Source organism: Streptomyces sp. NPDC048442, assembly GCF_040651475.1.
GTDB lineage: Bacteria > Actinomycetota > Actinomycetes > Streptomycetales > Streptomycetaceae > Streptomyces.
In genome coordinates, this window is record NZ_JBEZKB010000001.1 from 424,644 (window position 1) to 450,410 (window position 25,767).

The 25,767-nt window shown below is 71.1% G+C and carries 22 protein-coding genes and 1 pseudogene; 12 read left to right on the forward strand and 11 right to left on the reverse strand.

Going from position 1 to position 25,767, the window contains the following annotated elements; translation table 11 throughout:
• Positions 1–5: 5 nt before the first annotated feature.
• Both iolB and iolC read right to left on the reverse strand, forming a co-directional pair.
• Positions 6–836, reverse strand: a complete 831-nt coding sequence (gene iolB / locus AB0D18_RS01895; protein WP_362411096.1) for a 5-deoxy-glucuronate isomerase — start codon at positions 834–836, stop codon at positions 6–8.
• A complete protein-coding gene (iolC, locus tag AB0D18_RS01900) occupies positions 833–1,834 on the reverse strand; it encodes a 5-dehydro-2-deoxygluconokinase (protein ID WP_362411099.1) in 1,002 nt (333 codons plus the stop codon). Before iolC ends, iolB begins: the two co-directional genes overlap by 4 nt.
• A 71-nt stretch (positions 1,835–1,905) precedes the next feature.
• On the opposite strand from iolC, the gene AB0D18_RS01905 reads away from it, so the two are divergent.
• The 4 genes from AB0D18_RS01905 (at position 1,906) to AB0D18_RS01920 (ending at position 4,747) form a co-directional block, all read left to right on the forward strand.
• Entirely contained in the window at positions 1,906–2,829 is a 924-nt protein-coding gene (locus AB0D18_RS01905; protein ID WP_362411102.1) for a sugar phosphate isomerase/epimerase, read from the forward strand.
• A gap of 211 nt (positions 2,830–3,040) precedes the next feature.
• Positions 3,041–3,505, forward strand: a complete 465-nt coding sequence (locus AB0D18_RS01910; RefSeq protein ID WP_362411105.1) for a peptidase M23 — start codon at positions 3,041–3,043, stop codon at positions 3,503–3,505.
• A 288-nt stretch (positions 3,506–3,793) separates the two neighbouring features.
• Positions 3,794–3,988 carry a MerR family transcriptional regulator gene (locus AB0D18_RS01915; RefSeq protein WP_362411108.1) on the forward strand — a complete coding sequence of 65 codons (195 nt, stop codon included), beginning with the start codon at positions 3,794–3,796 and terminating at the stop codon, positions 3,986–3,988.
• A 174-nt stretch (positions 3,989–4,162) separates the two neighbouring features.
• The gene (locus tag AB0D18_RS01920; RefSeq protein WP_362411111.1) at positions 4,163–4,747 is read left to right on the forward strand and encodes a GNAT family protein; all 585 of its coding nucleotides are present in this window, start codon (positions 4,163–4,165) and stop codon (positions 4,745–4,747) included.
• 27 nt (positions 4,748–4,774) lie between these two features.
• On the opposite strand, the gene AB0D18_RS01925 is transcribed toward AB0D18_RS01920, so the two are convergent.
• A complete protein-coding gene (locus AB0D18_RS01925) occupies positions 4,775–6,031 on the reverse strand; it encodes a cation:proton antiporter (protein WP_362411114.1) in 1,257 nt (418 codons plus the stop codon).
• Positions 6,032–6,184: 153 nt separating this feature from the next.
• Between AB0D18_RS01925 and AB0D18_RS01930 the strand changes: the two genes are divergently transcribed.
• A complete protein-coding gene (locus AB0D18_RS01930) occupies positions 6,185–6,511 on the forward strand; it encodes a cation transporter (protein ID WP_362411117.1) in 327 nt (108 codons plus the stop codon).
• Between the two features lie 89 nt (positions 6,512–6,600).
• Positions 6,601–8,901 (forward strand): heavy metal translocating P-type ATPase, encoded by a 2,301-nt coding sequence (locus AB0D18_RS01935; protein ID WP_362411120.1) that lies wholly within the window; start codon positions 6,601–6,603, stop codon positions 8,899–8,901.
• A 496-nt stretch (positions 8,902–9,397) separates the two neighbouring features.
• On the opposite strand, the gene AB0D18_RS01940 is transcribed toward AB0D18_RS01935, so the two are convergent.
• Both AB0D18_RS01940 and AB0D18_RS01945 read right to left on the reverse strand, forming a co-directional pair.
• Complete coding sequence (locus tag AB0D18_RS01940) at positions 9,398–10,693, reverse strand: citrate synthase (RefSeq protein WP_362411123.1); 1,296 nt, start codon at positions 10,691–10,693, stop codon at positions 9,398–9,400.
• A gap of 223 nt (positions 10,694–10,916) precedes the next feature.
• Positions 10,917–13,160: pseudogene (locus AB0D18_RS01945) on the reverse strand (ATP-dependent RecD-like DNA helicase); the annotation flags it as partial.
• 362 nt (positions 13,161–13,522) lie between these two features.
• Here AB0D18_RS01945 and AB0D18_RS01950 point away from each other — a divergent pair.
• Entirely contained in the window at positions 13,523–14,044 is a 522-nt protein-coding gene (locus AB0D18_RS01950; RefSeq protein ID WP_362411126.1) for a DUF937 domain-containing protein, read from the forward strand.
• A gap of 126 nt (positions 14,045–14,170) precedes the next feature.
• A complete protein-coding gene (locus AB0D18_RS01955; RefSeq protein WP_362411129.1) occupies positions 14,171–14,518 on the forward strand; it encodes a hypothetical protein in 348 nt (115 codons plus the stop codon).
• 68 nt (positions 14,519–14,586) lie between these two features.
• Here the strand turns inward: AB0D18_RS01955 and AB0D18_RS01960 are convergent, their stop codons facing one another.
• From AB0D18_RS01960 to AB0D18_RS01970, 3 genes are read right to left on the reverse strand one after another with little or no spacing between them, the layout of a single operon-like run.
• Entirely contained in the window at positions 14,587–15,420 is an 834-nt protein-coding gene (locus tag AB0D18_RS01960) for a sugar phosphate isomerase/epimerase family protein (RefSeq protein WP_362411132.1), read from the reverse strand.
• On the reverse strand, positions 15,417–16,571 hold the full coding sequence (locus AB0D18_RS01965; RefSeq protein ID WP_362412119.1) for a dihydrodipicolinate synthase family protein: 1,155 nt from the start codon (positions 16,569–16,571) through the stop codon (positions 15,417–15,419). Before AB0D18_RS01965 ends, AB0D18_RS01960 begins: the two co-directional genes overlap by 4 nt.
• A gap of 5 nt (positions 16,572–16,576) precedes the next feature.
• Positions 16,577–17,728: a Gfo/Idh/MocA family oxidoreductase gene (locus tag AB0D18_RS01970; RefSeq protein ID WP_362411135.1), complete on the reverse strand. Its 1,152-nt coding sequence runs from the start codon at positions 17,726–17,728 to the stop codon at positions 16,577–16,579.
• 297 nt (positions 17,729–18,025) lie between these two features.
• On the opposite strand from AB0D18_RS01970, the gene AB0D18_RS01975 reads away from it, so the two are divergent.
• Complete coding sequence (locus AB0D18_RS01975; RefSeq protein ID WP_362411138.1) at positions 18,026–19,105, forward strand: LacI family DNA-binding transcriptional regulator; 1,080 nt, start codon at positions 18,026–18,028, stop codon at positions 19,103–19,105.
• An 88-nt stretch (positions 19,106–19,193) separates the two neighbouring features.
• The gene (locus AB0D18_RS01980; protein WP_362411141.1) at positions 19,194–21,101 is read left to right on the forward strand and encodes a TerD family protein; all 1,908 of its coding nucleotides are present in this window, start codon (positions 19,194–19,196) and stop codon (positions 21,099–21,101) included.
• A gap of 40 nt (positions 21,102–21,141) precedes the next feature.
• Here AB0D18_RS01980 and AB0D18_RS01985 read toward each other — a convergent pair whose 3' ends face one another.
• Positions 21,142–21,882, reverse strand: a complete 741-nt coding sequence (locus AB0D18_RS01985) for an SDR family oxidoreductase (protein WP_362411144.1) — start codon at positions 21,880–21,882, stop codon at positions 21,142–21,144.
• Between the two features lie 89 nt (positions 21,883–21,971).
• Positions 21,972–22,838 (reverse strand): ABC transporter substrate-binding protein, encoded by an 867-nt coding sequence (locus tag AB0D18_RS01990; protein ID WP_362411147.1) that lies wholly within the window; start codon positions 22,836–22,838, stop codon positions 21,972–21,974.
• Between the two features lie 118 nt (positions 22,839–22,956).
• Between AB0D18_RS01990 and AB0D18_RS01995 the strand changes: the two genes are divergently transcribed.
• The gene (locus AB0D18_RS01995; RefSeq protein ID WP_362411150.1) at positions 22,957–23,979 is read left to right on the forward strand and encodes a helix-turn-helix domain-containing GNAT family N-acetyltransferase; all 1,023 of its coding nucleotides are present in this window, start codon (positions 22,957–22,959) and stop codon (positions 23,977–23,979) included.
• Entirely contained in the window at positions 23,976–24,833 is an 858-nt protein-coding gene (locus AB0D18_RS02000) for a sugar phosphate isomerase/epimerase (protein ID WP_362411153.1), read from the forward strand. Before AB0D18_RS01995 ends, AB0D18_RS02000 begins: the two co-directional genes overlap by 4 nt.
• On the opposite strand, the gene AB0D18_RS02005 is transcribed toward AB0D18_RS02000, so the two are convergent.
• A complete protein-coding gene (locus AB0D18_RS02005; protein WP_362412121.1) occupies positions 24,715–25,719 on the reverse strand; it encodes an EamA family transporter in 1,005 nt (334 codons plus the stop codon). The genes AB0D18_RS02000 and AB0D18_RS02005 overlap by 119 nt on opposite strands.
• Positions 25,720–25,767: the final 48 nt, after the last annotated feature.

The window sequence follows — 25,767 nt, forward strand, 5'->3', positions numbered from 1 at the left end:
CGCTCTCACCTGTACCCCTCCCCCTCCCTGAAGGTGATGTTCCATTCGCGGAGGGGGCCCGGGCCCGCCATCACGTTCAGGTAGTACATGGCGTGCTCCGGCGGGGCGATCGACGGGCCGTGCCAGCCGTTCGGCACCAGGACCGTGTCGCCGGTGCGGACCTCGGTCAGCAGGTCCGCACCGCCCGGCCGGGACGACGCGATCCGCTGGTAGCCCGCCACGCCGGGACCGCCGTCGAACTCGTAGTGGTAGATCTCCTCCAGCACCGACTCCCGCCCCGGAATCCCCTCGTCGTGCTTGTGCGCCGGATACGACGACCAGTGCCCCCCGGGCGTGATCACCTCGACCGCGATCAGCCGGTCGCACTCGAAGACGTCCGCCGCCGCGAAGTTCCGCACCTCGCGGCCCGTGGCCCCGCTCCCCCGCTGCTCCACCGGAACCTCCTGCGCGGGACCGTAACGAGCGGGGAGCCGTCGCTCGCACCTCGCTCCCGCCAGGGCGAAGCGGCCGCCCGCGCCGGTGGCGATCTGGGCGTGGGCGTCGCGCGGAAGGTAGGCGAAGTCGGAGGCCGAGCCGAACACGCCGTCCCTGCCCAGGAGTTCGATGACCTCTCCGTCGACGAGGACGCTGCACGCCCCGGCCAGCGGCAGCACGATCCATTCACAGTCCCCGGTGGGGAGGTGGTGCGAGGCACCGGGCCGCAGTTCGAGCACGCGCAACGCCGTGTACTCCCACCCGGCCCGCTTCGGCCCGATGTCGAGCGCGTACGGTCCGCGGGACTCGCTCCCCGCCGCCACAAAAAGCTGCTGATCCGCCGCATGCTGGTCCGTCATCATTCGCCGCCCGTCGCCAGAAGCAGAAGCCGATCGATCTCCGCCGCGTACGGCATCGCGGACGAGCACTCCAGGCGGGTCGCCACCAGCGCTCCCGCCGCGTTCGCCCAGCGGATCGTACGGTCCAGGGGCCAGCCCGCGAGGAGGCCGTGGCAGAGTGCCCCGCCGAACGCGTCGCCCGCGCCGAGCCCGTTGAGCACCTTCACCTCAAGAGGCGGCACTCGCACAGAGCTCCCGTCGCGGTGGACGGCGAGGACGCCCTCGGGCCCCTGCTTGACGACCGCCAGCTCGACACCCGCCCCCAGCAGCTCCTTCGCCGCGGCGTGCGGATCGCGCGTACCGGTCGCGATCTCGCACTCGTCGATGTTGCCGACGGCGACCGTGGCGTGCCGCAGGGCCTGTGCGTAGTACGGGTGCGGGTCCTGGTCCATCCAGAAGGCCGGGCGCCAGTCCAGGTCGAAGACGGTGTGCACGGCGCCTCCGCGAGCCTCCAGCGCGCCCAACGTCGCGTCCCTGCTGGGCTGCGCGCACAGCCCCGTACCGGTCGCCCAGAAGACGCGTGCGCCGCGCACCGCGTCGAGGTCCAGCTCCCCCGGACGCATCTCCAGGTCGGGCGCCTTGGGCTGCCGGTAGAAGTAGAGCGGGAAGTCGTCCGGCGGGAAGACCTCGCAGAAGGTGACGGGTGTGGGGTACGCGGCGACCTCCGTCACCCAGCGCACGCCGACGCCGAAGGTCTCCAGCTCCCTGCGCAAATACACCCCGAACGGGTCAGCCCCGGTCCGCGAGACGAGCGCGACCCGCCGCCCGAGCCGCGCCGCGGCGACCGCCACGTTCGCCGCCGATCCGCCGAGGAACCTGCCGAACGTCTCGACCCGGTCCAGCGGCACCCCCGCCTTGAGCGGATAGAGGTCCACGCCGAGGCGGCCCATGACGATCAGGTCGTACGGAGTGTTCTCGTACAGGGTGTTCTCGTACGGGCTGTTTTGTTGCGCTTCGCTCATGAATCCCCCTCGTCGGCGGACTGCGGTTTTCAGGTCTAGCCGCGCGTTCGGAAAACTGTCAAGGTTCCCCCATGACCGGCGAGGGAGCGCTGACGCGCATCAGGATTGGTACCGCCCCGGACTCGTGGGGGGTGTGGTTCGACGACCGGCCCCACCAGGTGCCCTGGCAGCGATTCCTGGACGAGGTCGTCGAGGCCGGTTACGAGTGGATCGAGCTGGGCCCGTACGGCTATCTGCCGCGCGACGCCGGCCGGCTTCGGCAGGAGTTGAGCGAGCGCCGTCTCCGGGTGTCCGCCGGGACGGTGTTCACCGCACTGCACCGGGACGACTCACCCGACTGGAGCACCACCTGGGCACACGTCTCGGCGGTGGCCCGGCAGGCGCAGGCCGTGGGCGCCGGGTACCTCGTGATGATTCCGGCCTTCTGGCGGGACGACGAGACCGGGCGGGCTCTTGAGAACGACACCCTCACCCCTGCCCAGTGGCGGCTGCTCGCCGCGCAGACGGAGCGGCTGTCGCGGCAGGTGCGCGAGGAGTTCGGGCTGCGGGTCGTCGTCCATCCGCACGCGGACACGCACATAGCCACCGAGGAGCACGTGGTCCGCCTCCTCGACTCGACCGACTCCGACCTGGTCTCGCTGTGCCTGGACACCGGGCACTACGCCTATTGCGGCGGCGACAGCGTCAAACTCATCGAGACGTACGGGGAACGGATCGGCTATCTGCACCTCAAGCAGGTGGATCCGGCGGTGCTGGCCCGCGTGAACGAGCAGCGGCTGCCGTTCGGGCACGCCGTGGCGGAGGGCGTGATGTGCGAACCGCCGGGCGGGGTGCCCGCGCTGGAGCCCGTACTGCAGGCCGCGCAGGAACTCGGCGCGGAGCGCGGGACGGGCCTGTTCGCGATCGTGGAACAGGACATGTACCCGTGCCCGCCGGACAAGCCACTGCCGATCGCACGACGGACACGGGCCTTCCTGCGGGGCTGCGGGGCGTAGGGGGCTACGGACTCTGGACTCCGGGCTGCGGGCTCCGGGCTGCAGGCTCTGGACTCGGGGCTGCGGGCTGCGGGCTCCGTCCGAGTGAACGGCGCCCGTTCTCCCGCCCGTACGGGCGCCGCCGGGCAGGCTTCTCGTACGGAGGGCCGAGGACGAACGGCCCGTTCGGACGCGCAGCCCACCCAGGCAGCCCACCCAGGGGGAACAGCCCATGACGTACCCGCGCCTCGCCGTCACTGCCACCGCCACCGCGGCCACCCTGCTGACCACCGGCCTGCTGTCGGTGCCGGCCACCGGGGCGAACAGCCCCCGGCCGGTCGTCGCACGGGTCGCCGCACCAGCTCTCGCACCGGCCCTCGCACCGGCCCTCACCCCGCCCCCCGCCGCGGCCCTCGCGCCCAAGCGGGTCTACCTCCACGGCACCCGCGTCAATCTCCGTGAGTTCCCCCGCACCAGCGCGCAGATCCTGGCTACCAAGTCCCGCATCTGGCTGCTCGACTACTGCCAGACGAACGAGAACACCACCCCGGTCAGGTCCCCGGACGGTACGAAGAACCGCTGGTGGAGCAAGGTGACGCTGCCCGCAGGAAGTGACTTCGCCTGGGTGAGCAACGTCTACCTCCGCGGCGGCAAGAAGATCGCCGGTGTGCCGGTGTGCGGTCCCGGCGAGCACTGACGCACAGCCCCTGTCCCACTACACCCAAGGGCGAGCCCCGCCAAGCACATCGGCGCGGCCCACCCGGTGTGTCCCGCTCATCCCCTGCACCACTTACGTCACAGAGGTGCGCTTTCCGTCACACATGTCGCCATTACGCGGGCCTTCCGTCACAGGCACACCACAGCCCCAACCTCCACTTCACGGAGCGTCGTTCACGGGGCAGAGGCTGAGTGATCGCCAGCGAATTCCGCAGCTCCCCCGACGGCCCCCCGGCCGTGGCTGCGGCCTTCGCAGGGAGGTGCACCGATGACGGACCGCAAGCTCTGGTCGTACAAGGAGATCGCCGCGCACATCCAGGTTCAGACGGACACCGTGCGCTCGTACCGCAAGCACGGTCTGCTGCCCCCGCCCGACCACGTGGAGAGCGGCAAGCCCTACTGGTACGCGGACACCATCCGCAGCTGGGTGGCCCGCCGCCCCGGCAACAGACGCCGCGACTGACAGCCCCCGAGGGGCGCGCCTTCCTCCCGCAGGGCCTCGCATCCGGCCGCTTCCGGCCGAAGGTGCGGGGCCCGTACCGCATCCGCCGCATATCCCGCACCCGCCGCATCCCGCATCCGCTCCACGCCTCGAATTCGCTTGTGCTTCGCCGCGTACGGCACGGAGGATCACCGCATGATCGACAGTTCGGCCGACTTCTCCGTCAAGCCCACCCTGACCGGTGACCGCGTCCTGCTGCGCCCCTTCGCCGAGGACGACGTCCCGGCGATGCTGGAGGCACTCATGGACCCGGAAGTGCTCAGGTTCACCGGCTCGCCGGCCTTCGTGCCCGACACCGCGACCCGCGACTGGTACCTGACCCGGGCCGAGCAGGCCGACCGTCTCGACCTGGCCGTCGTCGACCGGGCCACCCGGAAGTGCGTGGGCGAGGTTGTCCTCAACGAGTGGGACCCGGCCAACCGGAGCTGCAACTTCCGTACGCTGCTGGGGCCCGGAGGACGCAACCGGGGACTCGGCACCGAGGCCTGCCGCCTCGTCGTCACGTACGGATTCGAGGCCCTCGGCCTGAACCGCATCTCGCTCGGCGTCTTCGACTTCAACCCGCGCGCCCGACGGGCGTACGAGAAGGTCGGTTTCGTCGTCGAAGGCCGTGCGCGTGAGGCGCTGTGGCACGAGGGCGAGTGGATCGACGACCTGTACATGTCGATCCTGGCCCGGGAGTGGGCGGTGCACGGGGGCACGCCCACCGTCGCCTCATAGAGGCGTCGCCGTCACCTCATAGAGGCGTCACCAGGACTCCGACTCCACCCTCCCCACCTTCGCCTTCTCCCCCGACCCCGACCCCGACCCCGACCCCGACCCGGGCCCCGTCCCCGCCCTGCACTTGAGCGCCAGCAGCGGGAAGACCAGTACCGACACCATTCCCGCCCCGACCAGTGCCGCCGATTCGCTCGCCGTGAGGACCTTGTCGTCGAGTCCGATGGTGGTGATCGCCACGACGAGCGGCAGGGCCGTGGAGCTGAAGAGCATCAGTGCCGTACGGTCCGGGCCCCCGAGGTCGGGCGGGGCGAGGAGACGTACCGGCAGGCCCCGTACGACGACGAACAGGGCGAGGAAGACCGGCAGCAGGAGCAGCGCCCGGCCACCGTCGAGCAGCGAGCGCAGGTCGAACTCGATGCCGGTGACCACGAAGAACACCGGCACCAGGAAGCCGAAGCCCATCGCCTCCACCTTGGCGAGGATCTCGCCGCTGCTGCTGGGGGCGGCCCCGTTGAGGACGAGGCGGGTGATGAGGCCGGCGGCGAACGCGCCGAGCAGTACGTCCAGGCCCAGGGCCTGCGACGCGCCCAGCATCAGCGCGAGCAGCAGCACGACGAAGCGCACCGCGAACTGACCGCTGCTGTGCAGGGTTTTGGCGATGATGCCGGAGAACCACGGCGGCTTGGGGCGCATCGCCCAGTACACCGCCGCCGCGGTCAGCGCCGCGAACGTGGCGAGCAGCGCCGTGGACTGCCAGGCGCTGCGCCCGCTGAGCAGAAGCGCCATCGCGACGATCGGCCCGAACTCGCCGACCGAGCCGAACGCCATCATCACCTGCCCGAAACGCCCCCCGAGGTCCCCCGAGTCCCGCAGCACCGGCAGGACGGTGCCCAGTGCCGTGCTGGTCAGCGCCGTGCCGATGAAGACGCCCTTGCTGAAGCCGCCGTCGTCGCCGACGTTCGCGAGCAGGGTGCCGAGCCCCAGGCCGAGGGCGAGGGCGATCAGCCAGGCGGCGGCGGACCGTTTCAGCGTGCTGCCGCGGACCTTGCCGAACTCGATCTCGTACCCGGCGAGAAAGATCAGCATCGCGAGGCCGAGCTGCGACAGCACGTCGATCACCGCGTCGCGCTGCGCCCAGCCGAGAACGTCGGGGCCGATCACGATGCCGAGCAGAATCTCGAAGATGACGAGCGGAACGGGCAGCCAGCGGCCGATCCCGTACGCCAGCAGGGGTGCGAGCACCGCGATGGCCATGATGAGAATGAGCGTCCCCGAATGTGACATAAGGGTCATCTATCCCAGATGCGACACGACCGAAAACCGACGAGGCCGGATGCCGCTGGATTTGATACCCCCTAGGGGTATAGTCTCGTCACATCAGTCACCATGAGGGCCGGTGACCAGTGACCAGCCATCCGTCTTCGAAGGAGCACCCACATGACCGCCGAGACCCAGACCCCCGCCACCGCCGAGGCCGCCCAGACCTCCGGTTCCTGCTGCTCGCCGTCCGGCTCCTGCGGCTCCACCGGTGCGGCCGACGTCCAGGTGGGCGGCGTCACCACCGTGTACCAGGTGAAGGGCATGACCTGCGGCCACTGCGAGAGCGCGGTCTCCGGCGAGATCTCGGAGATCGAGGGCGTCGATTCGGTCAAGGCCGTCGCCTCGACCGGGCAGGTCACCGTCGTGTCGGCCGCCCCGCTGGACGAAGAGGCGGTACGGGCCGCCGTCGACGAGGCCGGTTACGAGCTGGTCGGCACCGTCTGACCGCTCGCCCCGCACTGCTCGCGGGCCGTATCCGCCAGGTTGTTCATACTGGGTGGATACGGCCCGGCACGTTTCCTGGAGCCCCACGAATGAACAGCGCCACCCCCGATTCACCCCCCGAACCCGCATCGCCCCTCCCCCTCGACCACCACGTCGAGCTGACCGTCGGCGGGATGACCTGCGCCTCGTGCGCGGCCCGCATCGAGAAGAAGCTCAACCGGATGGAGGGCGTGGCCGCCACCGTCAACTACGCGACGGAGAAGGCGCGGATCGCATACGACGGGGGGACGGTCGGCGTCCCGGACCTGATTGCGACCGTGGTGAAGACGGGATACACGGCCGAGGAGCCCGCGCCCCCGGCAGCCGACGACCGCGACGCCGAGGACCCCGCCGATCTCGAACTGGCCGCCCTCCGGCAGCGCCTGCTCGTCTCCGCCGTGCTCGCCACCCCCGTGATCCTGCTGTCGATGGTCCCGGCCCTCCAGTTCGACAACTGGCAGTGGCTGTCGCTGACGCTGGCCGCCCCGGTCGTCGTCTGGGGCGCGCTGCCCTTCCACCGGGCCGCCTGGACCAACCTCCGGCACGGCGCCGCGACCATGGACACCCTCGTCTCGGTCGGCACGCTCGCCGCCTTCGGGTGGTCCCTGTGGGCGCTGTTCTTCGGTGACGCGGGCATGCCCGGCATGCGGCACGGCTTCGACCTGACGGCGGGCCGGGCCGACGGCGCCTCCACCGTCTACCTCGAAGTCGCCGCCGGGGTCACCGTCTTCATCCTGCTCGGCCGCTGGCTGGAGGCCCGCTCCAAGCGGAAGGCGGGGGCCGCGCTGCGGGCGCTGATGGAGCTGGGTGCCACCGACGTCGCCGTACTGCGCGGCGGCTCGGAGGTGCGGATTCCGGTACGTCGGCTGGCCGCCGGGGACCGTTTTGTCGTACGCCCCGGGGAGAAGGTCGCCACCGACGGCACGGTCGTCGAGGGCAGCTCGGCCCTCGACGCGTCGATGCTGACCGGCGAATCGGTGCCGGTGGACGTGGGCCCCGGCGACCGGGTCACCGGCGCGACCGTGAACGCGGGCGGCCGGATCGTCGTCGAGGCCACCCGGGTCGGCGCCGACACCCAGCTCGCCCGGATGGCCCGGATGGTGGAGGACGCGCAGAACGGCAAGGCCCAGGTGCAGCGCCTCGCCGACCGGATCTCCGCCGTGTTCGTCCCCGTCGTGCTGCTGATCGCACTGGGCACGCTGGTGACCTGGCTGCTCGTCACCGACGACCCGACCGCCGCCTTCACGGCCGCCGTCGCGGTGCTGATCATCGCCTGCCCGTGCGCACTGGGCCTGGCCACGCCGACCGCGCTGATGGTTGGCACGGGGCGGGGCGCGCAGCTCGGCATCCTGATCAAGGGCCCCGAGGTGCTGGAGTCGACACGCCGTGTGGACACCGTCGTGCTCGACAAGACGGGGACGGTGACGACGGGCCGGATGGAGCTGAAGGACGTCCTGCCCGCCGCCGGGGTCGACCCCACCGAACTGCTGCGGCTGGCCGGGGCCCTGGAGCACGCCTCGGAGCATCCGATCGCGCAGGCGGTGGCGGCGGGGGCACAAGCGGCTGGCTCGGCGGCAGCGGGCGCCGGCGCCGGCCTTCCCGAGGTCACGGACTTCGCCAATGTCCCCGGCCTCGGTGTCGAAGGCGTCGTGGAGGGCCGCAAGGTGCTGGTGGGGCGGGAGAAGCTGCTCACCGGCCGGGGTTACGAGCTGCCGCCCGCGCTCGCCGCGGCGAAAGCCGCCGCCGAGGCCTCGGGACGTACGGCCGTCGCGGTCGCCTGGGACGGCGAGGCACGCGGCGTGCTGACGGTGGCCGACACGGTGAAGGACACCAGCGCGGAGGCGGTCGCCCGACTGCGCGCGCTCGGCCTCGTACCGGTGCTGCTGACCGGGGACAACCGGGCGGTCGCGGACGCGGTCGCCGCCGAGGTCGGCATCGGCGCCGGCGAGGTGTACGCGGAGGTCCTGCCCGAGGAGAAGGCCGACGTGGTCCGCCGTCTGCAGGCGCAGGGCCGCATCGTCGCGATGGTCGGCGACGGCGTGAACGACGCGGCGGCGCTCGCCACCGCCGACCTGGGCCTGGCGATGGGCACCGGCACGGACGCGGCGATCGAGGCGGGCGACCTGACGCTGGTCCGCGGGGATCTCCGGGTGGCGGCGGACGCGATCCGGCTGTCCCGCAGGACCCTCACCACCATCAAGGGGAACCTCTTCTGGGCCTTCGGCTACAACGTCGCGGCACTGCCGCTGGCCGCCGCCGGGCTGCTCAACCCGATGATCGCCGGATTTGCCATGGCTTTCTCATCCGTCTTCGTAGTGACAAACAGCCTCCGGCTACGTACCTTCACATGACGTACACGAACGCACGACATACGCGAAGTGACGTAGATCACTGCGTTCGAGGGGTAACCATTGGCCGGGGTCGCGAGTCTAAGAAGCGATGCCAAGAGCGTCTTGGGGGACGTTCGACGCGGGATGTCTTGGGGGACGTCCCCGGCAAGCGTTGGCCGGGACACGTATACCGGGGAGCTTTGAGCGGCCCTCCCGTATGTACGTGTCCTGGCGGACCGCAGCAGGACCGGCTTCAGGGCCGGGCGGTACCGGTTTCAGGGCCGGGTAGTACCGGCTTCAGGGCCGGAGCAGTACCGGCTTCAGGACCGGGCAGTACCGCACGACCAGCAGTATCGAGGCACCAAAGACCTCTGGCGGCGAAAGCCGACAGACGCCCGGTTGGGATCCCGTGGGGGGAATCCGATCCGGGGAACAGGAAAGCGCCCCGTATCGTCGACCCGTGGGGGGATCGGCGGCGGGGCGCTTTTCTATGCGCTCAAGTGCGGCGACCGAGTGGTCAGCGCTCGTCGACCGGCACGAAGTCGCGGAGGACCTCGCCCGTGTAGATCTGGCGCGGGCGGCCGATGCGCGAACCCGGCTCCTTGATCATCTCGTGCCACTGCGCGATCCAACCCGGCAGACGGCCGATCGCGAAGAGCACGGTGAACATGTCGGTGGGGAAGCCCATCGCCCGGTAGATCAGACCCGTGTAGAAGTCCACGTTCGGGTAGAGGTTGCGCGAGACGAAGTAGTCGTCGGAGAGCGCGTGCTCCTCCAGCTTGAGCGCGATGTCCAGCAGCTCGTCGGACTTGCCGAGGGCCGAGAGGACGTCGTGCGCGGCAGCCTTGATGATCTTGGCGCGCGGGTCGAAGGACTTGTACACCCGGTGGCCGAAGCCCATCAGGCGGACGCCGTCCTCCTTGTTCTTCACCTTCTGGATGAAGGCGTCGACGTCGCCGCCGTCGGCCTGGATCGCTTCGAGCATCTCCAGGACGGACGCGTTGGCGCCACCGTGCAGCGGGCCCCACAGGGCGCTGATGCCGGCGGAGATCGAGGCGAACATGTTCGCCTGCGAGGAGCCGACCAGACGCACGGTGGAGGTCGAGCAGTTCTGCTCGTGGTCCGCGTGCAGGATCAGCAGCTTCTCCAGCGCGGAGACGACGACCGGGTCCGGCACGTACTCCTGGGCGGGGACCGAGAAGGTCATGCGCAGGAAGTTCTCGACGTAACCCAGGTCGTTGCGCGGGTAGACGAAGGGGTGGCCGATCGACTTCTTGTACGCGTACGCGGCGATCGTCGGCAGCTTGGCGAGCAGCCGGATCGTCGACAGGTGGCGCTGCTGCTCGTCGAACGGGTTGTGGCTGTCCTGGTAGAACGTGGACAGCGCCGAAACGACCGAGGACAGCATGGCCATCGGGTGTGCGTCGCGCGGGAAGCCGTCGAAGAACCGCTTGACGTCTTCGTGCAGCAGCGTGTGCTGGGTGATCTCGTTCTTGAAGGTCGACAGTTCGTCGTCCTTCGGCAGCTCACCGTTGATCAGCAGGTAGGCCGTCTCCAGGAAACTGCTCTGCTCGGCCAGCTGCTCGATGGGGTACCCGCGGTACCGCAGGATGCCCTGCTCGCCGTCGAGATAGGTAATGGCGGATTTATAGGCGGCGGTGTTGCCGTATCCGCTATCGAGGGTGACCAGACCGGTCTGGGACCGGAGCTTCCCGATGTCGAAGCCCGTGTCGCCGACGGTGCTGTCGATCACCGGGTAGGTGTACTCGCCATCGCCGTACCGCAGTACTACAGAGTTGTCGCTCTCGCTCACGTCATCCCTCACCGACGTAGTGCCTCTTCTTCGAGGTGCCCTGACTGTCTCTACCATCCCCCACTTGGCTCAGCAGAGTGCACTCGGGGTCGGCCAATAGGCCAGTTCGCGGCACTGAGTGCCGCCAACCTGCTCATACTGCCCCCTTCGCCCCGGTTCCGTAACCCCCGGGTGAGGTTTCCCACCGATGGCCCGCGACCGGTTGCCGAGGTGGCGGTACGTACGTTCCTCCGGCGAGCCGGTGGTCGAGCGCGGTGCACCGCCGACCTGCCGAAACCGTACGCACCGCCTGCCCGATCGCCTTGCGCGAACCGACCAGGACGACGAGTTTCTTGGCCCGCGTCACGGCCGTGTAGAGCAGGTTCCGCTGGAGCATCATCCAGGCGCCGGTGGTGACGGGGATCACCACTGCCGGATATTCACTCCCCTGTGAGCGGTGGATGGTGACGGCGTACGCGTGGGACAGCTCGTCCAGCTCGTCGAAGTCGTACGGAATGTCCTCGTCCTCGTCGGTGCGGACGGTCAGCGTCTGCTCGTCGGCGTCGAGCGCGGTGACGACCCCCACCGTCCCGTTGAAGACGCCGTTCTCCCCCTTGTCGTAGTTGTTTCGGATCTGGGTGACCTTGTCGCCGACCCGGAAAGTGCGGCCGCCGAACCGCTTCTCGGGGAGGTCGGGGCGGGCCGGAGTGATGGCCTGCTGGAGCAGGCCATTCAGCGTGCCCGCGCCGGCGGGGCCGCGGTGCATGGGGGCGAGCACCTGGATGTCCCGCCTGGGGTCGAGCCCGAACTTCTGCGGAATGCGGCGCGCGGCGACATCCACCGTGAGCCGCCCCGCCTCCTCGGTGTCGTCCTCGACGAAGAGGAAGAAGTCGCTGAGCCCCTGGGTGAGGGGGTGGTTCCCGGAGTTGATCCGGTGCGCGTTCGTCACCACCCCCGACTGCTGGGCCTGCCGGAAGATCTGCGTCAGCCGTACGTGCGGAACGGGCCCGCCCTCGGTGAGCAGGTCCCGCAGCACCTCGCCCGCGCCGACGGACGGCAGCTGGTCCACATCCCCCACGAGCAGCAGGTGCGCACCGGGGGCGACGGCCTTGACGAGCTTGTTGGCGAGCAGCAGATCCAGCATCGACGCCTCGTCGACCACCACCAGATCGGCGTCGAGCGGCCGGTCCCTGTCGTACGCCGCGTCGCCGCCCGGCTTCAGCTCAAGGAGGCGGTGCACGGTCGAGGCATCGGCCCCCGTCAGCTCGGACAGCCGCTTCGCCGCCCGCCCGGTCGGCGCGGCCAGCACCACTTTCGCCTTCTTCGCCCGCGCGAGCTCGACCACGGACCGTACGGTGAAGGACTTCCCGCAGCCGGGACCGCCCGTCAGCACCGCCACTTTCTCCGTCAACGCGAGCTTGACGGCAGCCTCCTGCTCGGGAGCGAGGGACGCACCCGTCCTCTTCGCGAGCCACCCCAGCGCCTTCCCCCACTCCACGTCCCGGAACCCGGGCATCCGGTCCTCGTCCGTGCGCAGCAGCCTCAGCACCTGGGCGGAGAGGGAGAGTTCGGCCCGGTGGAAGGGGACGAGGTAGACGGCGGTGACCGGTTCCCCGCCGGGCCCCTCCGGCCCCGGCACCTTCTCCCGGACGACCCCCTCGGGGTCCTCCGCCAGCTCGGCGAGGCACTCGATGACGAGCCCCGTGTCCACCTGGAGCAGCTTCACGGCGTCGGAGATGAGCTGCTCCTCCGGGAGGAAGCAGTGCCCCTGGTCGGTGGACTGCGACAGCGCGTACTGCAAGCCCGCCTTGACCCGCTCCGGACTGTCGTGCGGAATCCCGACGGCCTGCGCGATGCGGTCGGCGGTGAGGAACCCGATCCCCCACACGTCGGCGGCCAGCCGATACGGCTCGTTCTTCACGACGGAGATCGAGGCGTCCCCGTACTTCTTGTAGATGCGCACGGCGATGGAGGTGGAGACTCCGACGCTCTGGAGGAAGATCATCACTTCCTTGATCGCCTTCTGCTCCTCCCAGGCGGCGGCGATCATCTTCGTCCGCTTGGGCCCGAGGCCCGGCACCTCGACGAGCCGCTTGGGCTGTTGCTCGATGATGTCGAGGGTGTCGACGCCGAAGTGGGTGGTGATCCGGTCGGCCATGACCGGCCCGATGCCCTTGATCAGCCCGGAGCCCAGATAGCGCCTGATGCCCTGGATGGTGGCGGGCAGCACCGTCGTGTAGTTCTCCACGGTGAACTGCTTGCCGTACTGCGGGTGGGACCCCCAGCGCCCCTCCATCCGCAGGGACTCCCCCGGCTGCGCACCGAGCAGCGCGCCGACGACGGTCAGCAGGTCACCGATCCCGGATCCGCGCCCGGTGTCGACCCGCCCGACCGTGTACCCGGTGTCCTCGTTGGCATAGGTGATCCGCTCCAGAACCCCCTCGACCACGGCCGCACCTGAACCGCCACCCGCCCCTGAGCTGCTCATGAACCGACGGTACCGCCGGGGTCCGACAGCGCGGGCGGGCTGTGGACAACGCAGCCTCCTACAGGCAAACCGCGCAGCAGCACAGCCGCACCCCCAGCCGCACCCCGGCATGACAAAGGGGACCCGGTCCGTCGACCGGGTCCCCTTTGGGTCCCCCTCCGTCTCAGGCCTCCCTGAATCCCCCCAGATCCCTCCCCGGAAGCCCTGATGCCCAATATGACCGACGAGTGCGGCAAAGGGTTGCACGGAGATTCCAGTTTTCTTCGAGGCGGGTACCGAGTGCGTCGCGAGGTGCGCACCGAGGCACCTGTCAGGGCGGACACAAGGTGCCGAGATATCGGTGCAGACGTAGCGTTTCCGTCATGGCAGACAACTCATTCCAAAAGGATGTGCTCGCCGAGCTGGGCGACGACAGGCTCGGCGAGATCGCCGAGGTGCTCGGTACGGACACGGCGGGCGCGCAGAGCGTCGTCGCTTCCACGGCCGACGCCTTCGCGGGCGGCATCGCCGAGAAGGCGGAGGCCGCGACTCCGGAGGAGGCCGACGAGGTGCGCGCCGCCTTCGCCGAAGCCTCCGAGCCGCCCCTGCAGGGCGTGGCCACGCTCGGCGGCGGCCTGGGCGGACTGGTCGGCGGCGGCATGATGGCCGGGATGCTCGGCAAGCTGGCCAAGCCGGTCGCCAACGCGGTGGCGAGGAAGACCGGCCTCCCGGCGGCGAGCGTCACCCGGGCGATCGAGATCGCACTCCCGGTGGTCCTGGCCGTGGTCACCAAGCGGGCCACGGAACGGAAGAATCCGGGAACGGCCGGCGCGGCGCCCGCAGGAGGCACCGGTGGCGGTCTCGGTGACCTGCTGGGGCAGGTGCTGGGCGGCGGCAAGAAGTAGCGCGGCAAGGAGTGGCGCCGGGCGGCCGGGCGGGGCGGGGCCCGGCCGCCGCCTGAGTACGTGTCACCCGGGATCTGAGTATCCGCACGGCTGTGCGGCCGCGGCGGCCCGTGTGGGATGGGGGGCATGAACACCTCCGACCACGCGTACGCCTCCGGACCCACTTCCCCGGCCGCGCCGCCGAAGGACCGCACCCGGCTCTGGGCCGCCCTGACCGCCGCCCTCTTCCCGCCGGCGGCCGTGGCGATCGGGGTGCTCACGCTGGCGTCGGAGCGGGCCTCGCGCTGTCTGACGTACGGGGAGCAGTGCTCGTCCACGATGCCGGGATGGCTGTTCGAGTCGGGCATCGCCGTCGGAGTCGTGGCGCTCGTCGTGGCCCTGGCCGCGCCTGCCGTACGGGTACGGCGGGCGGCGCTGGCCGTCCAGGCCCTCGGCGAGTGCGCCGCGCTGCTCGCCGTCCTCGGCCACGCGTGAGCACACCCGGGACGCGGCCACGCGTGAGCGCACCCGGGACGCGGCCACGCGTGAGCGCACCCGGGCCGTCAGAGCACGTGCTCCCGGTACCGCTCCACCACCTCCGCCAGGGCCTCGGCTCCGTCCCGTGCCCACAGGCCCTCGTTGAAGATCTCGACCTCGATCGGGCCGGTGAAGCCGGTCGCGTCGACGATCTCCCGGAAGCCGCGCAGGTCGATGCTTCCGTCGCCCAACTGGCCACGCCCCAGCAGCACTCCGGCCGGGAGTGGGGTGATCCAGTCCGCGACCTGGAAGGAGTGGATGCGGCCGCCGGCCCCGGCGCGCACGATCTGCGCGGGCGCGAGATCGTCCCACCAGATGTGGTACGTGTCCACGACCACGCCCACCTGCTCGGCGGGGAAGCGTTCGGCCAGGTCGAGTGCCTGGCCCAGCGTCGACACCACGCACCGGTCGGAGGCGAACATCGGGTGCAGGGGTTCGATGGCGAGGCGGACACCGCGTGCGGAGGCGTAAGGGCCGAGGACGGCGAGCGCGTCGGCGATACGTTCGCGAGCGCCTGCCAAGTCCCGGCTGCCGGGCGGGAGTCCGCCCGAGACGAGGACCAGGGTGTCGGCGGCGAGGGTGGCCGCCTCGTCGATCGCGGCCCGGTTGTCGTCGAGCGCGCGGGCCCGTTCGGCCTCGTCGAGGGCGGTGAGGAAGCCGCCCCTGCACAGGCTCGTGACCGTCAGCCCGGCGTCGCGCATCAGCTTGGCCGCGCGCTCGGCCCCGTACTCCTGGACGGGCGCCCGCCAGAGTCCGACCTGCGAGATGCCCGCAGCGGTGCACCCCGCCGCCAGCTTCTCCAACGACCACTGCTTGAGGGTTTCCTGATTGATGCTCAGGCGGGCGAGGTCCTCGGTCACTGGGCAACTCCGTGCACGGTCAGCAGCGCCCGCATGCGGGTCGCCGCGAGCTCCGGGTCGGGGAACAGGCCGACCCCGTCGGCCAGTTGGTACGCGCGCGCCAGATGCGGCAGCGAGCGCGCCGACTGGAGTTGGCCAACCATGGTGAAGTGCGACTGGTGGCCGGCCAGCCAGGCCAGGAGGACGACGCCCGTCTTGTAGAAGCGGGTCGGCTTCTGGAACAGGTGCCGGGACAGCTCGACCGTCGGGTCGAGCAGCTTGCGGAAGCCCGCCGTGTCGCCCGTGTCCAGGACGCGGACCGCTTCGGCGGCCAGCGGGCCGAGCGGGTCGAAGATTCCCAACAGGGCGTGGGAGAAGCCCTGTTCGTCGCCCGCGATCAGCTCGGGGTAATGGAAGTCGTCGCCGGTGTAGCAGCGGACGCCCTCCGGCAGGCGGCGGCGGAGTTCGACCTCGCGCCGGGCGTCGAGCAGCGACACCTTGATGCCGTCGATCTTGTCGGGGTGGGCGGCGATGACCTGGAGGAAGGTCTCGGTCGCGGCGTCCAGGTCCGCCGACCCCCAGTACCCCTCCAGCGCCGGGTCGAACATCGGGCCCAGCCAGTGCAGGATCACCGGCTCGCTCGCCTGCCGGAGCAGGTGCCCGTACGTGGCGAGGTAGTCCTCGGGGCCGTCGGCCGCAGCCGCCAGGGCGCGCGAGGCCATCAGGACGGCCTGCGCGCCGGACTCCTCGACGAGGGCGAGCTGCTCCTCGAACGCGGCCGTGACGGTCGCCAAGTCATGGGTGCCCGACGGAAGTTGGTCCGTACCCACGCCGCAGGCGATCGCACCGCCCACCGACTTCGCCTCGGCGGCCGAGCGGCGGATCAGTTCCGCCGCGCCCGCCCAGTCGAGGCCCATGCCGCGCTGTGCGGTGTCCATGGCCTCGGCGACCCCGAGGCCGTGCGCCCACAGGTGGCGGCGGAAGGCGAGGGTGGAGTCCCAGTCGACCGCTGCCGCCTCATCGGGCGACGTGTCGGCGTACGGGTCGGCGACGACGTGGGCCGCCGAGAAGACCGTACGGGAGACGAGCGGCGAGCCGCCGCAGACGTAGCCGGAGGGCTCGGCGCGCGGGGTGTGGGAGAAGGTTCCGCCACCTGCGGCGGGGAGGATCAGCGCGCTCACAGGGTCAGCTCCGGAACGTCGTAACGGCGGCCGTCCGCCGAGGACTTGAGGCCCAGCTCGGCGAGCTGTACGCCGCGTGCGCCCGCGAGGAGGTCCCAGGTGTAGGGCTCGTCGAGGACGACGTGGCGCAGGAAGAGCTCCCACTGGGCCTTGAAGCCGTTGTCGAAGACGGCGTTGTCGGGGACTTCCTGCCACTGGTCGCGGAAGGATTCGGTGGCCGGGAGGTCGGGGTTCCAGACCGGCTTGGGGGTGGCGGAGCGGTGCTGGACGCGACAGTTGCGCAGTCCGGCGACGGCGGAGCCGTGTGTGCCGTCGACCTGGAACTCCACCAGCTCGTCGCGGTTGACGCGGACCGCCCAGGAGGAGTTGATCTGGGCGACGGCGCCGCCCTCCAGCTGGAAGATGCCGTACGCGGAGTCGTCGGCGGTGGCCGGGTAGGGCTTGCCCTGCTCGTCCCAGCGCTGCGGGATGTGCGTGGCGACGTGCGCGCTCACCGTGGTGACGCGGCCGAACAGCTCGTGCAGGACGTACTCCCAGTGCGGGAACATGTCGACGACGATGCCGCCGCCGTCCTCCGCGCGGTAGTTCCAGGACGGGCGCTGCGCGTCCTGCCAGTCGCCCTCGAAGACCCAGTAGCCGAACTCGCCCCGGATGGACAGGATTTCGCCGAAGAAGCCGCCGTCGATGAGGCGCTTCAGCTTGAGCAGTCCGGGGAGGAAGATCTTGTCCTGGACAACGCCGTGCTTGATGCCGGCGGCGCGGGCGAGGCGGGCGAGCTCCAGGGCGCCTTCGACTCCTGTCGCTGTGGGCTTCTCCGTGTAGAGGTGCTTTCCGGCTGCGACGGCCTGCCTGAGGGCTTCCTCGCGGGCGGAGGTGACCTGGGCGTCGAAGTAGATGTCGACGGATTTGTCGGCGAGGACGGCCGCCAGGTCGGTGGACCACTCCTCGATGCCGTGCTGCTGCGCCATCGCGCGCAGCGCGTGCTCGCGGCGGCCGACGAGTATCGGCTCGGGCCAGAGCACGTCGCCGTTGCCGAGGTCGAGGCCGCCCTGCTCGCGGATCGCGAGCACGGACCGTACGAGGTGCTGGCGGTACCCCATCCGTCCGGTGACGCCGTTCATGGCGATCCGCACCGTTTTGCGTGTCACGTCAGTCCCCTTCGTACAGCCCGTGCGTACGCCCCGTACGCATCTAGAAAGCGCTTTCTATACGCTACGAGCCAAGAAGCTAACCTGTGCACGGCGGTGCGACAAGACCCGGAAGCCCCTGGAGGCCCACCGGACGGGCCCGGCGACCAAGCAGATGAGGCAGCGCGATGACAGTGACGGGGACGCACGCATGACGGGGACGGGGGCGGACGTGACGGCACCGGGAACGGACGGGACGGTGACCGGGGCAGACGTGACGGCTCCGGGGGCAGACGTGACAGTGGCGGGGGCGGACGCATGACGGTGACGTTGGCGGACGTGGCGCACCGCGCCCAGGTGTCCCCGGCCACGGTCTCCCGTGTCCTGAACGGCAATTACCCGGTGGCGGAGGCGACCCGCGCGCGCGTGCTGCGCGCGGTCGCGGACCTGGACTACGTGGTGAACGGCCCGGCGAGCGCGCTCGCCGCCGCCACGTCCGACCTGGTCGGCATCCTGGTGAACGACATCGCCGACCCGTTCTTCGGGATCATGGCCGGGGCGGCCCAGTCCCGGATCAGCGGCCCCGACGGCACCGCACGCACCGGCGGCGAGAAGCTGGCCGTCGTCTGCAACACGGGCGGCTCCCCCGAACGCGAACTCACCTACCTCACCCTGCTCCAGCGCCAGCGCGCCGCCGCGGTGATCCTGACCGGCGGCGCGATCGAGGACACCGAACACTCGGCGGCGGTGGCCGCGAAACTCGCGAAGCTGGCGGCGGCGGGCACCCGCATCATCCTGTGCGGGAGACCGGCACTGACGGAGGGTGGGGTCCTGCCCGGGAGCAGCACCGTCACCGCCACCCTCTCCTTCGACAACCGCACCGGCGCCCGCCGTCTCACCGAGCACCTCCTCACCCTCGGCCACACCCGCATCGGCTACGTCGCCGGTCCCGTCGAGCGCACCACGACCCGCCACCGCCTGGAGGGCCACCGCGACGCCCTGCGTGAAGCGGGCCTCGTGTACGACCCCGCCCTCACCCTCCACGGCCCCTACGACCGCGCGTCGGGCCACGCCGCCCTCGCTCAACTCCTCGTTGCGGAGCCGGACTTGACAGCGGTCGTCGCTGCCAACGACACCATCGCCCTGGGCGTCTGCGCCGCCGCCCGCGAGCGTGGTCTGCGCATCCCCGAGGACCTCTCGGTCGCCGGTTTCGACGACCTTCCGTCGGCGACGGACACGGTGCCGGCCCTCACGACCGTACGACTGCCCCTGTACGAGGCGGGCGCACGGGCCGGGCTGCTCGCGACGACGGCGAACCCGCCGGCCGGCCCCGGCTACGTGGAGACGGTCCCTGCGGAGCTGGTGGTGCGCGGTTCGACGGGCCGAGCAAGCAAGTAGGGCCCAACAAGAGCGAGTAGGACCCAACAAGTAGGACAAATCGTCATTCCGCTTGAGGGGGCCCTCTCATCACTCCATCCTTCTCCTCATGGCCTTCACTTCTTCCTCACCTCTCGGCGCACGCTGCCTGCCGGACCTGCCGGACTACGCCCATGACTGGGCCCTGGTGGACGTCGAGACCTCGGGGTTGACGGCCCGCCGGGACCGGGTGCTGTCGGTCGCGGTGATCACGCTAGGCCCGGACGGAGAGCAGACGGGCGAGTTCTCCACGCTGCTCGACCCCGGCTGCGACCCCGGACCGGTCGACATTCACGGCCTGACCCGGGAGCGGCTGCGCGGGGCACCGACCTTCGACCAGGTGGCGGGGCAGCTCGCGGCGATGCTCCAGGACCGGGTGATGGTCGCGCACAACGCCCAGTTCGACTACGACTTCCTGGCGCACGAGTTCGCCAGGGCCGGGGTGTGGCTGCCCGTCGCGCGGCGGCTGTGCACCGTGTCCCTCAACCGGCAGCTGGACCCGCCCACCGCCGACCTCAAGCTGGGCACGCTGGCCGCCCACTACGGCGTACCGCAGCTGCGCGCGCACGACGCCCTGGACGACACCCGGACGCTCGCAGGCATCCTGCGGGCCTCCCTGGCGGGGGCCGCGCAGCTGGACGTACCGCTGCCGCTGGTCCCGTGCCCGCCCAGGCAGGACGCCCAGTTCACCCCGCAGCCGCCCAAGGCGTCGTGCGCCTACCGCAATCCGGGCCGGGCGGCTCCGGACGGGCCGCTGGTGCAGGGTATGAAGGTGGCCCTCACCGGCGGCACCGACATCGGGCGTACGGAGCTGGTGGTGCGCGCGGTGGCCGCCGGGCTGAACGTCATGGGCTCGGTCAGCAGGCACACCAGCGTTCTGGTCACCAACGACAGCACCACCGGCTCTGCGAAAGCCCGCCGGGCGCTGGCCGAGGGCGTCCCGGTGATCGACGAGCACACCTTCCTGCGGCTGCTGGGAGAGGTACGGGCAGGGACGCCGCACGACGCTCCCGCACGGCCGTCGGCGGCTCCGGCGTGGCCGCCCGCGCCTGCACCGCAGTCACCGACCCCGACGGGCATGCCGGAGGTCACGTGGGAGGTCACGCCGGAGATCACGTCAGCAGGGTCCCCAACTCCCGCTGCTGCCAAGGCTTTTCCCGCTCCCCGTACTCCGAAGGCCACCGGCCCCCTCTCCGGCCGCCGCGTCCTCGTCATCGGCGGTACGCACCCGGAAGCGGCCGCGTACCGCACCCGGGTGGTGGAGCTGGGCGGTTCGGCAGCCGTGAACCTCTCCGCGAGCGTCACCGACGCCCTCGTGCTCCCCGGCGGCGAGAAGGACCGCAGGATGAAGCGGATCGTCACGCTCGCCGTCCCCGCCCACGCACCGGACTGGCTGGACGGGCCGATCCCCGTGTACGAACCGGGCGCCGCCCTCCGGCCGCACGCCCCGCAGATCATGCCGCGCGGCGGCGTGGTGGACCTGCCCGCGCTCCGGGCGGGAACGCCGCTCTCGGTCACCGCCACCTGGGGGTCCCGTACGGCCTGCGCGATCGACGTCGTCGCGTTCGTCCTGGACGACGACGAACAGGTCTCCTTCGACGAGGACTTCGTCTTCTTCGGCGCTCCGGAGAACCCCGCCGGTACGGTCCGCCTGCTCACCGACGGACCCACCGAGCAGACCGTCACCGCCGACCTCGCCGCCCTGCCCCCGGCCGCCCTCCGGGTGGTCGTGGCGGCCGCCGTCGACGGCACGGCGACCTTCAAGGACGTGGGCCCGCTCCAGATCTCCACCTCGCAGGGCAGCGGCGGGGCCACCCTCGCGCGGGCCACGCTGGACGCGGCGACCACCGAACGGACCATGCTGCTGGGCGAGTTCTACCGCCGCGCGGGGCAGTGGCGGTTCCGGGCCGTGGGCCAGGGGTACGACCACGGCCTCGAAGCGCTGGCCCGCGGCTACGGCGTCGACATCGCGGACTGATCCGAGACTCAGCGTCCGCATCGCGGACTGATCCGACGACTCAGCGTCCGCCCGCCACCCGCAGCACCGTTCCCGTGGTGTACGAGGCGTCCGGCGAGAGGAGCCAGGCGACGGCAGCCGCGATTTCGCCGGGGGCGCAGGCGCGGCGGAGGGGGATCTCGGGGGCCATCCGGGCCGGGCGGTCGGGGTCGCCCATGGTGGCGTGCATGTCGGTGTCGGTGAGGCCGGGGGCGACCGCGTTGACGCGGATGCCGTCGGGGCCGAGTTCCTTGGAGAGGCCGAGGGTGAGGGTGTCGACGGCGGCCTTGGAGGCGGCGTAGTGGACGTACTCGCCGGGGCTGCCGAGGGTGGCCGCGCCGGAGGAGATGTTGACGATGGCGCCGCCGCCGTTCGCCGTCATGTCGCGGGCGGCGCGGCGGCAGCACAGCAGAGTGCCGAAGACGTTGACGTCGATGACGCGGCGCAGGTCCTCGGTGGTGGCGTCGGCGATACGGGAGAGCTTGCCGGTGACGCCGGCGTTGTTGACGAGGCCGGTGAGCGGGCCGAGTTCGGCCGCCGCGGTGTCGAAGAGGCGGTTGACGTCGGTCTCCAGGGAGGTGTCGGCCTGCACGACGAGACAGCGGGCGCCGCTTGCGCGGACCGCCGCCGCGGTCTCCTCCGCGGCGGCCTTGTCCTGTACGTACGCGAGCGCGATGTCATGGCCGTCGGCCGCCAGCCGCAGGCAGGTGGCGGCGCCGATTCCTCTACTGCCGCCTGTGACGAGGGTGATCGGACGGGACATGGGTTGCCTCCTGGGGTTCGTGCGTCGCGCTTCTCGCATGATCCCCCAGGGGTCTGGCCCCCCAGGAGCCGGGTCCACAGATCCGCAGGTCAGCCGGTCAGCGCCTCCGCGATGCCGTCGAAGAAGCCGGTGTGGGCCGTGCTGCTCGCGGGGAGTTCGGGGTTCCACGGGAGTACGCGGACGCCGTCGCCCCGGCGGGAAGCGCCCAGGAGCGAGGGGTCCAGGGGCGCCGCATTGGCGCGTACGTCCGCGAGGACGATGCGCGGGGCCAGGGCGGCGGCCGCCTCCCACCGCACCGTGGCCCAGTTGGCGCCGCCCTCCGGGGGCGGGGCGAGGAGGGGGACGCCGAGTGCGGTCAGGGCGCGGAGGTCGGGCCAGGCGTGCGGGCGGGCCAGGTGGGCCTCGGTGGCGCTCGCCGGGGAGAGCGCCACAATCGCCGGGGTCTCGGCGCTGACCAAGGACTTCAACTTGGCCTGGGCGTCGGCCAGTCGGTGGTCTGCCTCCGGCGGTTCGGCGCCGCCCAGGCTTGCCGCGAGCGCGGCGAAGTTCTCCCGTACCTCTGACAGTGAGCGGCCCTGGCCGACGTCGATCACGACCACCGGAATCTGCTCCTCCAGGCGCTTGGCGGCGTCCGGTTCCATGCCGTAGACCGCGCCGCCTCCGTAGCTGACCGCGACGAGCAGGTCAGCGCCGGAGGCGAGGACCTCGTCGGGGTCGAGGCTCGCGCCCGCACCGTAGTAGGTCAGCCCGTCGAGGGGGAGGCGGCCGGACTTGGCGCGGTCGGGGTGGGGGCCGTCGTGGTGGGAGCCGAAGATGCCGAGGGGGCGCAGGCCGTGGTCCCAGAGGGTCGCACCTGCCTGGATGTACGCGGCGATACGGCTGGGACGCGTGGCGGCTAACGCCAACTGCCCCCGGGAGTCGGTGAATTGCCAGGCGGAAGCGGAGGTCTGAGTCATGGGCGACTCCTGCCCCGTACGACTGTCGCCTACGCCGTTGACTCGCCGGGTCGTTCCCTCACCGGACCCGGCGGCGTACCGTTGACTCAGTCAAGGGAGACCAGGACGGGAGCGCTCCATGAGCATCCACGAAATGCGCGCCTTCAACCGTTTCTATACGAATCTGATCGGCGCGCTCGACTACAGCCGCCACCTCTCCGCCCCGTACACCCTCACCGAGTCCCGGGTGCTGTACGAGCTGGCGCACGACCGCCGCACCGACGCCGCCGACCTGCGGTCCCGACTGCGCCTGGACGCCGGGTACTTGAGCCGTCTGCTCGGCAAGTTCGAGCGGGACGGACTGGTGGAACGCACCGCTTCCCCGCACGATCCGCGCCGCCAGCGCGTCACCCTCACCGCGCACGGGCGCGAGGCGGCGTCCCTGCTCGACGAGCGCTCGCGGGAGGCGGTGGGCGCACTGCTCTCCCGCGTACCACCCGAGGAGCGGGAGCGGATGACGCACGGGATGCGAGAGGTGCGGGCTGTACTGGAGGGCTTGGACGGTACGGCAGGCACGGCCGGGAAGCTTCCGCAGTCGGAGCCGGAGCCGGTGCTGCGGGAGAGCGGCCCCGGGGACCTCGGATGGATCATCGCCAGGCACGGGGCCCTGTACGCGGCCGAGTTCGGATGGAACGTGGCGTACGAGGGCTTCGTCGCAGGCATCGTCGCCGGGTTCGCCCAGGACCACGACCCGCAGCTGGAGCGGGTGTGGATCGCCGAGCTGGACGGCCGGCCGGTGGGGAGTGTGATGTGCGTACGGGACGGGGTCGCGCCGGGGCCGCCGACGGCCCGGCTGCGGCTGCTGCTGGTCGAGCCGTCCGCGCGCGGGCACGGGATCGGCGAGCGGCTGGTGTCCACCGTGGTGGATTTCGCGCGCGGCGCGGGGTACGGGGAAGTGGTGCTCTGGACGAATGATGTGCTGACCGCCGCACGGAAGATCTACCAGCGGGCCGGGTTCGTCCTGGTCGCGGAGCAGCCGCACCGGTCGTACGGGGCGAACCTCGTCGGCCAGGACTGGCTGCTGGACCTGACCACAGCGCCCGCACCAGCACCAACGAGCACAGGAACGTCCGCAGGAACAGAAGGAGTTGTCGCACGGTGAAGCTCGCCTTTTCCACCCTCGGCGTCCCCGGGATGCCGATGTCCGACGTCGTCGCGCTCGCCACCGCGACCGGTTTCCAGGGCGTCGAGCTGCGCGCCCACCCCGAGGAGCCGGTGCATCCGGGGATCGGGGCGGCAGAACGGGCCGCGGTGGTGGCGACGTTCGCCGCCGCCGGGATCGAGATCCTGACCGTCGCCGGGTACGCGAAGGCCGCGGCACCTGGCGATGACGGTCCCGTACTGGAGGAGATCCGGGGCCTGCTTGAGCTGGCGCGCGATCTCGGCGCACCGTACGTACGGGTCTTCCCCGGCGCCGGGGCCTCGGCGGACGGGAACTCGGCAGACGGCTCCACGGACGGCTCGAACCGCTCGGACAGCTCCTCGGACAGCCCCACGGACGGCTCCGAGGACGGCGACGCACGGGCCGCACGCCGACTGGGTGCGGCGGCGGAGACCGCCGACGACTACGGCGTACGCATCCTCCTCGAAACCCACGACTCGCACCGCACGGGCGTCGACGCGGCCCGCGTGGTCGCCGCCGTCGGCCACAAGAACGTCGGGGCCCTCTGGGACGTCATGCACACCTGGCTCGGCGGCGAGACCCCCGTCACCTCGCACGGCGTCCTCGCCCCGCACCTCGGCTACGCACAGGTGAAGGACATCGCCTCGGCCGAGGACACCACCCCGCTCGCCCTGGGCGCCGGGGTGCTGCCGCTCGCCGAGTGCCTCTCCCTGCTCAGCCCCGACGACTGGGTGTGCTGGGAGTACGAGAAGCGCTGGTATCCGCAGGCGGCGGAACTGCCCCACCTGCTGGCGGCGGGACGGGAGCACCTGGCACTGCTGACTTCTCCCTGAGCCCGGGCAGCCGGAACCGGTCCAACCGGAACCGGTCCAACCGGAACTGGGCCAGCGCCACTCCGCCCACCAGCAGCGCCGCCGCGCACCACCGCAGACCGCTGACCTGCTCGTCGAGCAGCAGCGCCGCGGACGTCATGCCGAAGACCGGCACGAGGAGCGTGAAGGGTGCGACGGAGGAGGCGGGGTGGCGGCTCAGCAGGAACCCCCACGCCCCGAAGCCGAAGACGGTGACGACCCAGGCGACGTAGAGGATGATGCCGACGCCGGTCCAGTCCAGGGCGGCGAGGGCTTCGACGTCCCGGTCCCAGCCCTCGAAGAGGAGCGACAGGCCGAGCAGCGGAAGCACGGGGACGGTCGACACCCAGACCATGAAGTTGAGGGGGTCGGGGGCGGCGGCCTTACGGGTGAGGACGTTGGACACACCCCAGCAGGCGGCAGCGGCGACGACGAGGACGAACGCGAGCACGGGCCCGCTCGCACCCTCGTCGTACGCGGCGACGCCGATGCCCGCGAGGGCCACCAGCATCCCCCACTTCCTTGTACGGGTGAGACGTTCACCGAGTGTCGTCATGGCGATGACGGCGGTGAAGACGGCCTGCACCTGGAGGACGAGGGAGGAGAGACCGGCGGGCATCCCCTGGTCCATCCCGACGAAGAGCAGCCCGAACTTGCCGACGCCGAGAGCCAGCCCGACGCCGATAATCCACTTCCAGGCCACTTTCGGGCGGCCCACGAAGAAGACCGCCGGGAGGGCAGCGACCAGGAAGCGGAGGGCGGAGAAGAGCAGCGGCGGGAAGTGGGCGAGGCCGACTTCGATGACGACGAAGTTGACTCCCCAGACGGCGGCGACGACGACCGCCAGGGTGAGGTGCGCGGGCCGCATGGGCAGGTGCGAGGCCAGGGAAACGGACGGTGACGTGGGCATGGGTCG

Bases quoted from the DNA above. Each gene is read 5' to 3' on its own strand.
- iolB (WP_362411096.1), bottom strand. From the start codon at position 836: ATGATGACGGACCAGCATGCGGCGGATCAGCAGCTTTTTGTGGCGGCG.
- iolC (WP_362411099.1), bottom strand. From the start codon at position 1,834: ATGAGCGAAGCGCAACAAAACAGCCCGTACGAGAACACCCTGTACGAG.
- AB0D18_RS01905 (WP_362411102.1), top strand. From the start codon at position 1,906: ATGACCGGCGAGGGAGCGCTGACGCGCATCAGGATTGGTACCGCCCCG.
- AB0D18_RS01910 (WP_362411105.1), top strand. From the start codon at position 3,041: ATGACGTACCCGCGCCTCGCCGTCACTGCCACCGCCACCGCGGCCACC.
- AB0D18_RS01915 (WP_362411108.1), top strand. From the start codon at position 3,794: ATGACGGACCGCAAGCTCTGGTCGTACAAGGAGATCGCCGCGCACATC.
- AB0D18_RS01920 (WP_362411111.1), top strand. From the start codon at position 4,163: ATGATCGACAGTTCGGCCGACTTCTCCGTCAAGCCCACCCTGACCGGT.
- AB0D18_RS01925 (WP_362411114.1), bottom strand. From the start codon at position 6,031: ATGTCACATTCGGGGACGCTCATTCTCATCATGGCCATCGCGGTGCTC.
- AB0D18_RS01930 (WP_362411117.1), top strand. From the start codon at position 6,185: ATGACCGCCGAGACCCAGACCCCCGCCACCGCCGAGGCCGCCCAGACC.
- AB0D18_RS01935 (WP_362411120.1), top strand. From the start codon at position 6,601: ATGAACAGCGCCACCCCCGATTCACCCCCCGAACCCGCATCGCCCCTC.
- AB0D18_RS01950 (WP_362411126.1), top strand. From the start codon at position 13,523: ATGGCAGACAACTCATTCCAAAAGGATGTGCTCGCCGAGCTGGGCGAC.
- AB0D18_RS01955 (WP_362411129.1), top strand. From the start codon at position 14,171: ATGAACACCTCCGACCACGCGTACGCCTCCGGACCCACTTCCCCGGCC.
- AB0D18_RS01975 (WP_362411138.1), top strand. From the start codon at position 18,026: ATGACGGTGACGTTGGCGGACGTGGCGCACCGCGCCCAGGTGTCCCCG.
- AB0D18_RS01980 (WP_362411141.1), top strand. From the start codon at position 19,194: ATGGCCTTCACTTCTTCCTCACCTCTCGGCGCACGCTGCCTGCCGGAC.
- AB0D18_RS01985 (WP_362411144.1), bottom strand. From the start codon at position 21,882: ATGTCCCGTCCGATCACCCTCGTCACAGGCGGCAGTAGAGGAATCGGC.
- AB0D18_RS01990 (WP_362411147.1), bottom strand. From the start codon at position 22,838: ATGACTCAGACCTCCGCTTCCGCCTGGCAATTCACCGACTCCCGGGGG.
- AB0D18_RS01995 (WP_362411150.1), top strand. From the start codon at position 22,957: ATGAGCATCCACGAAATGCGCGCCTTCAACCGTTTCTATACGAATCTG.
- AB0D18_RS02005 (WP_362412121.1), bottom strand. From the start codon at position 25,719: ATGCGGCCCGCGCACCTCACCCTGGCGGTCGTCGTCGCCGCCGTCTGG.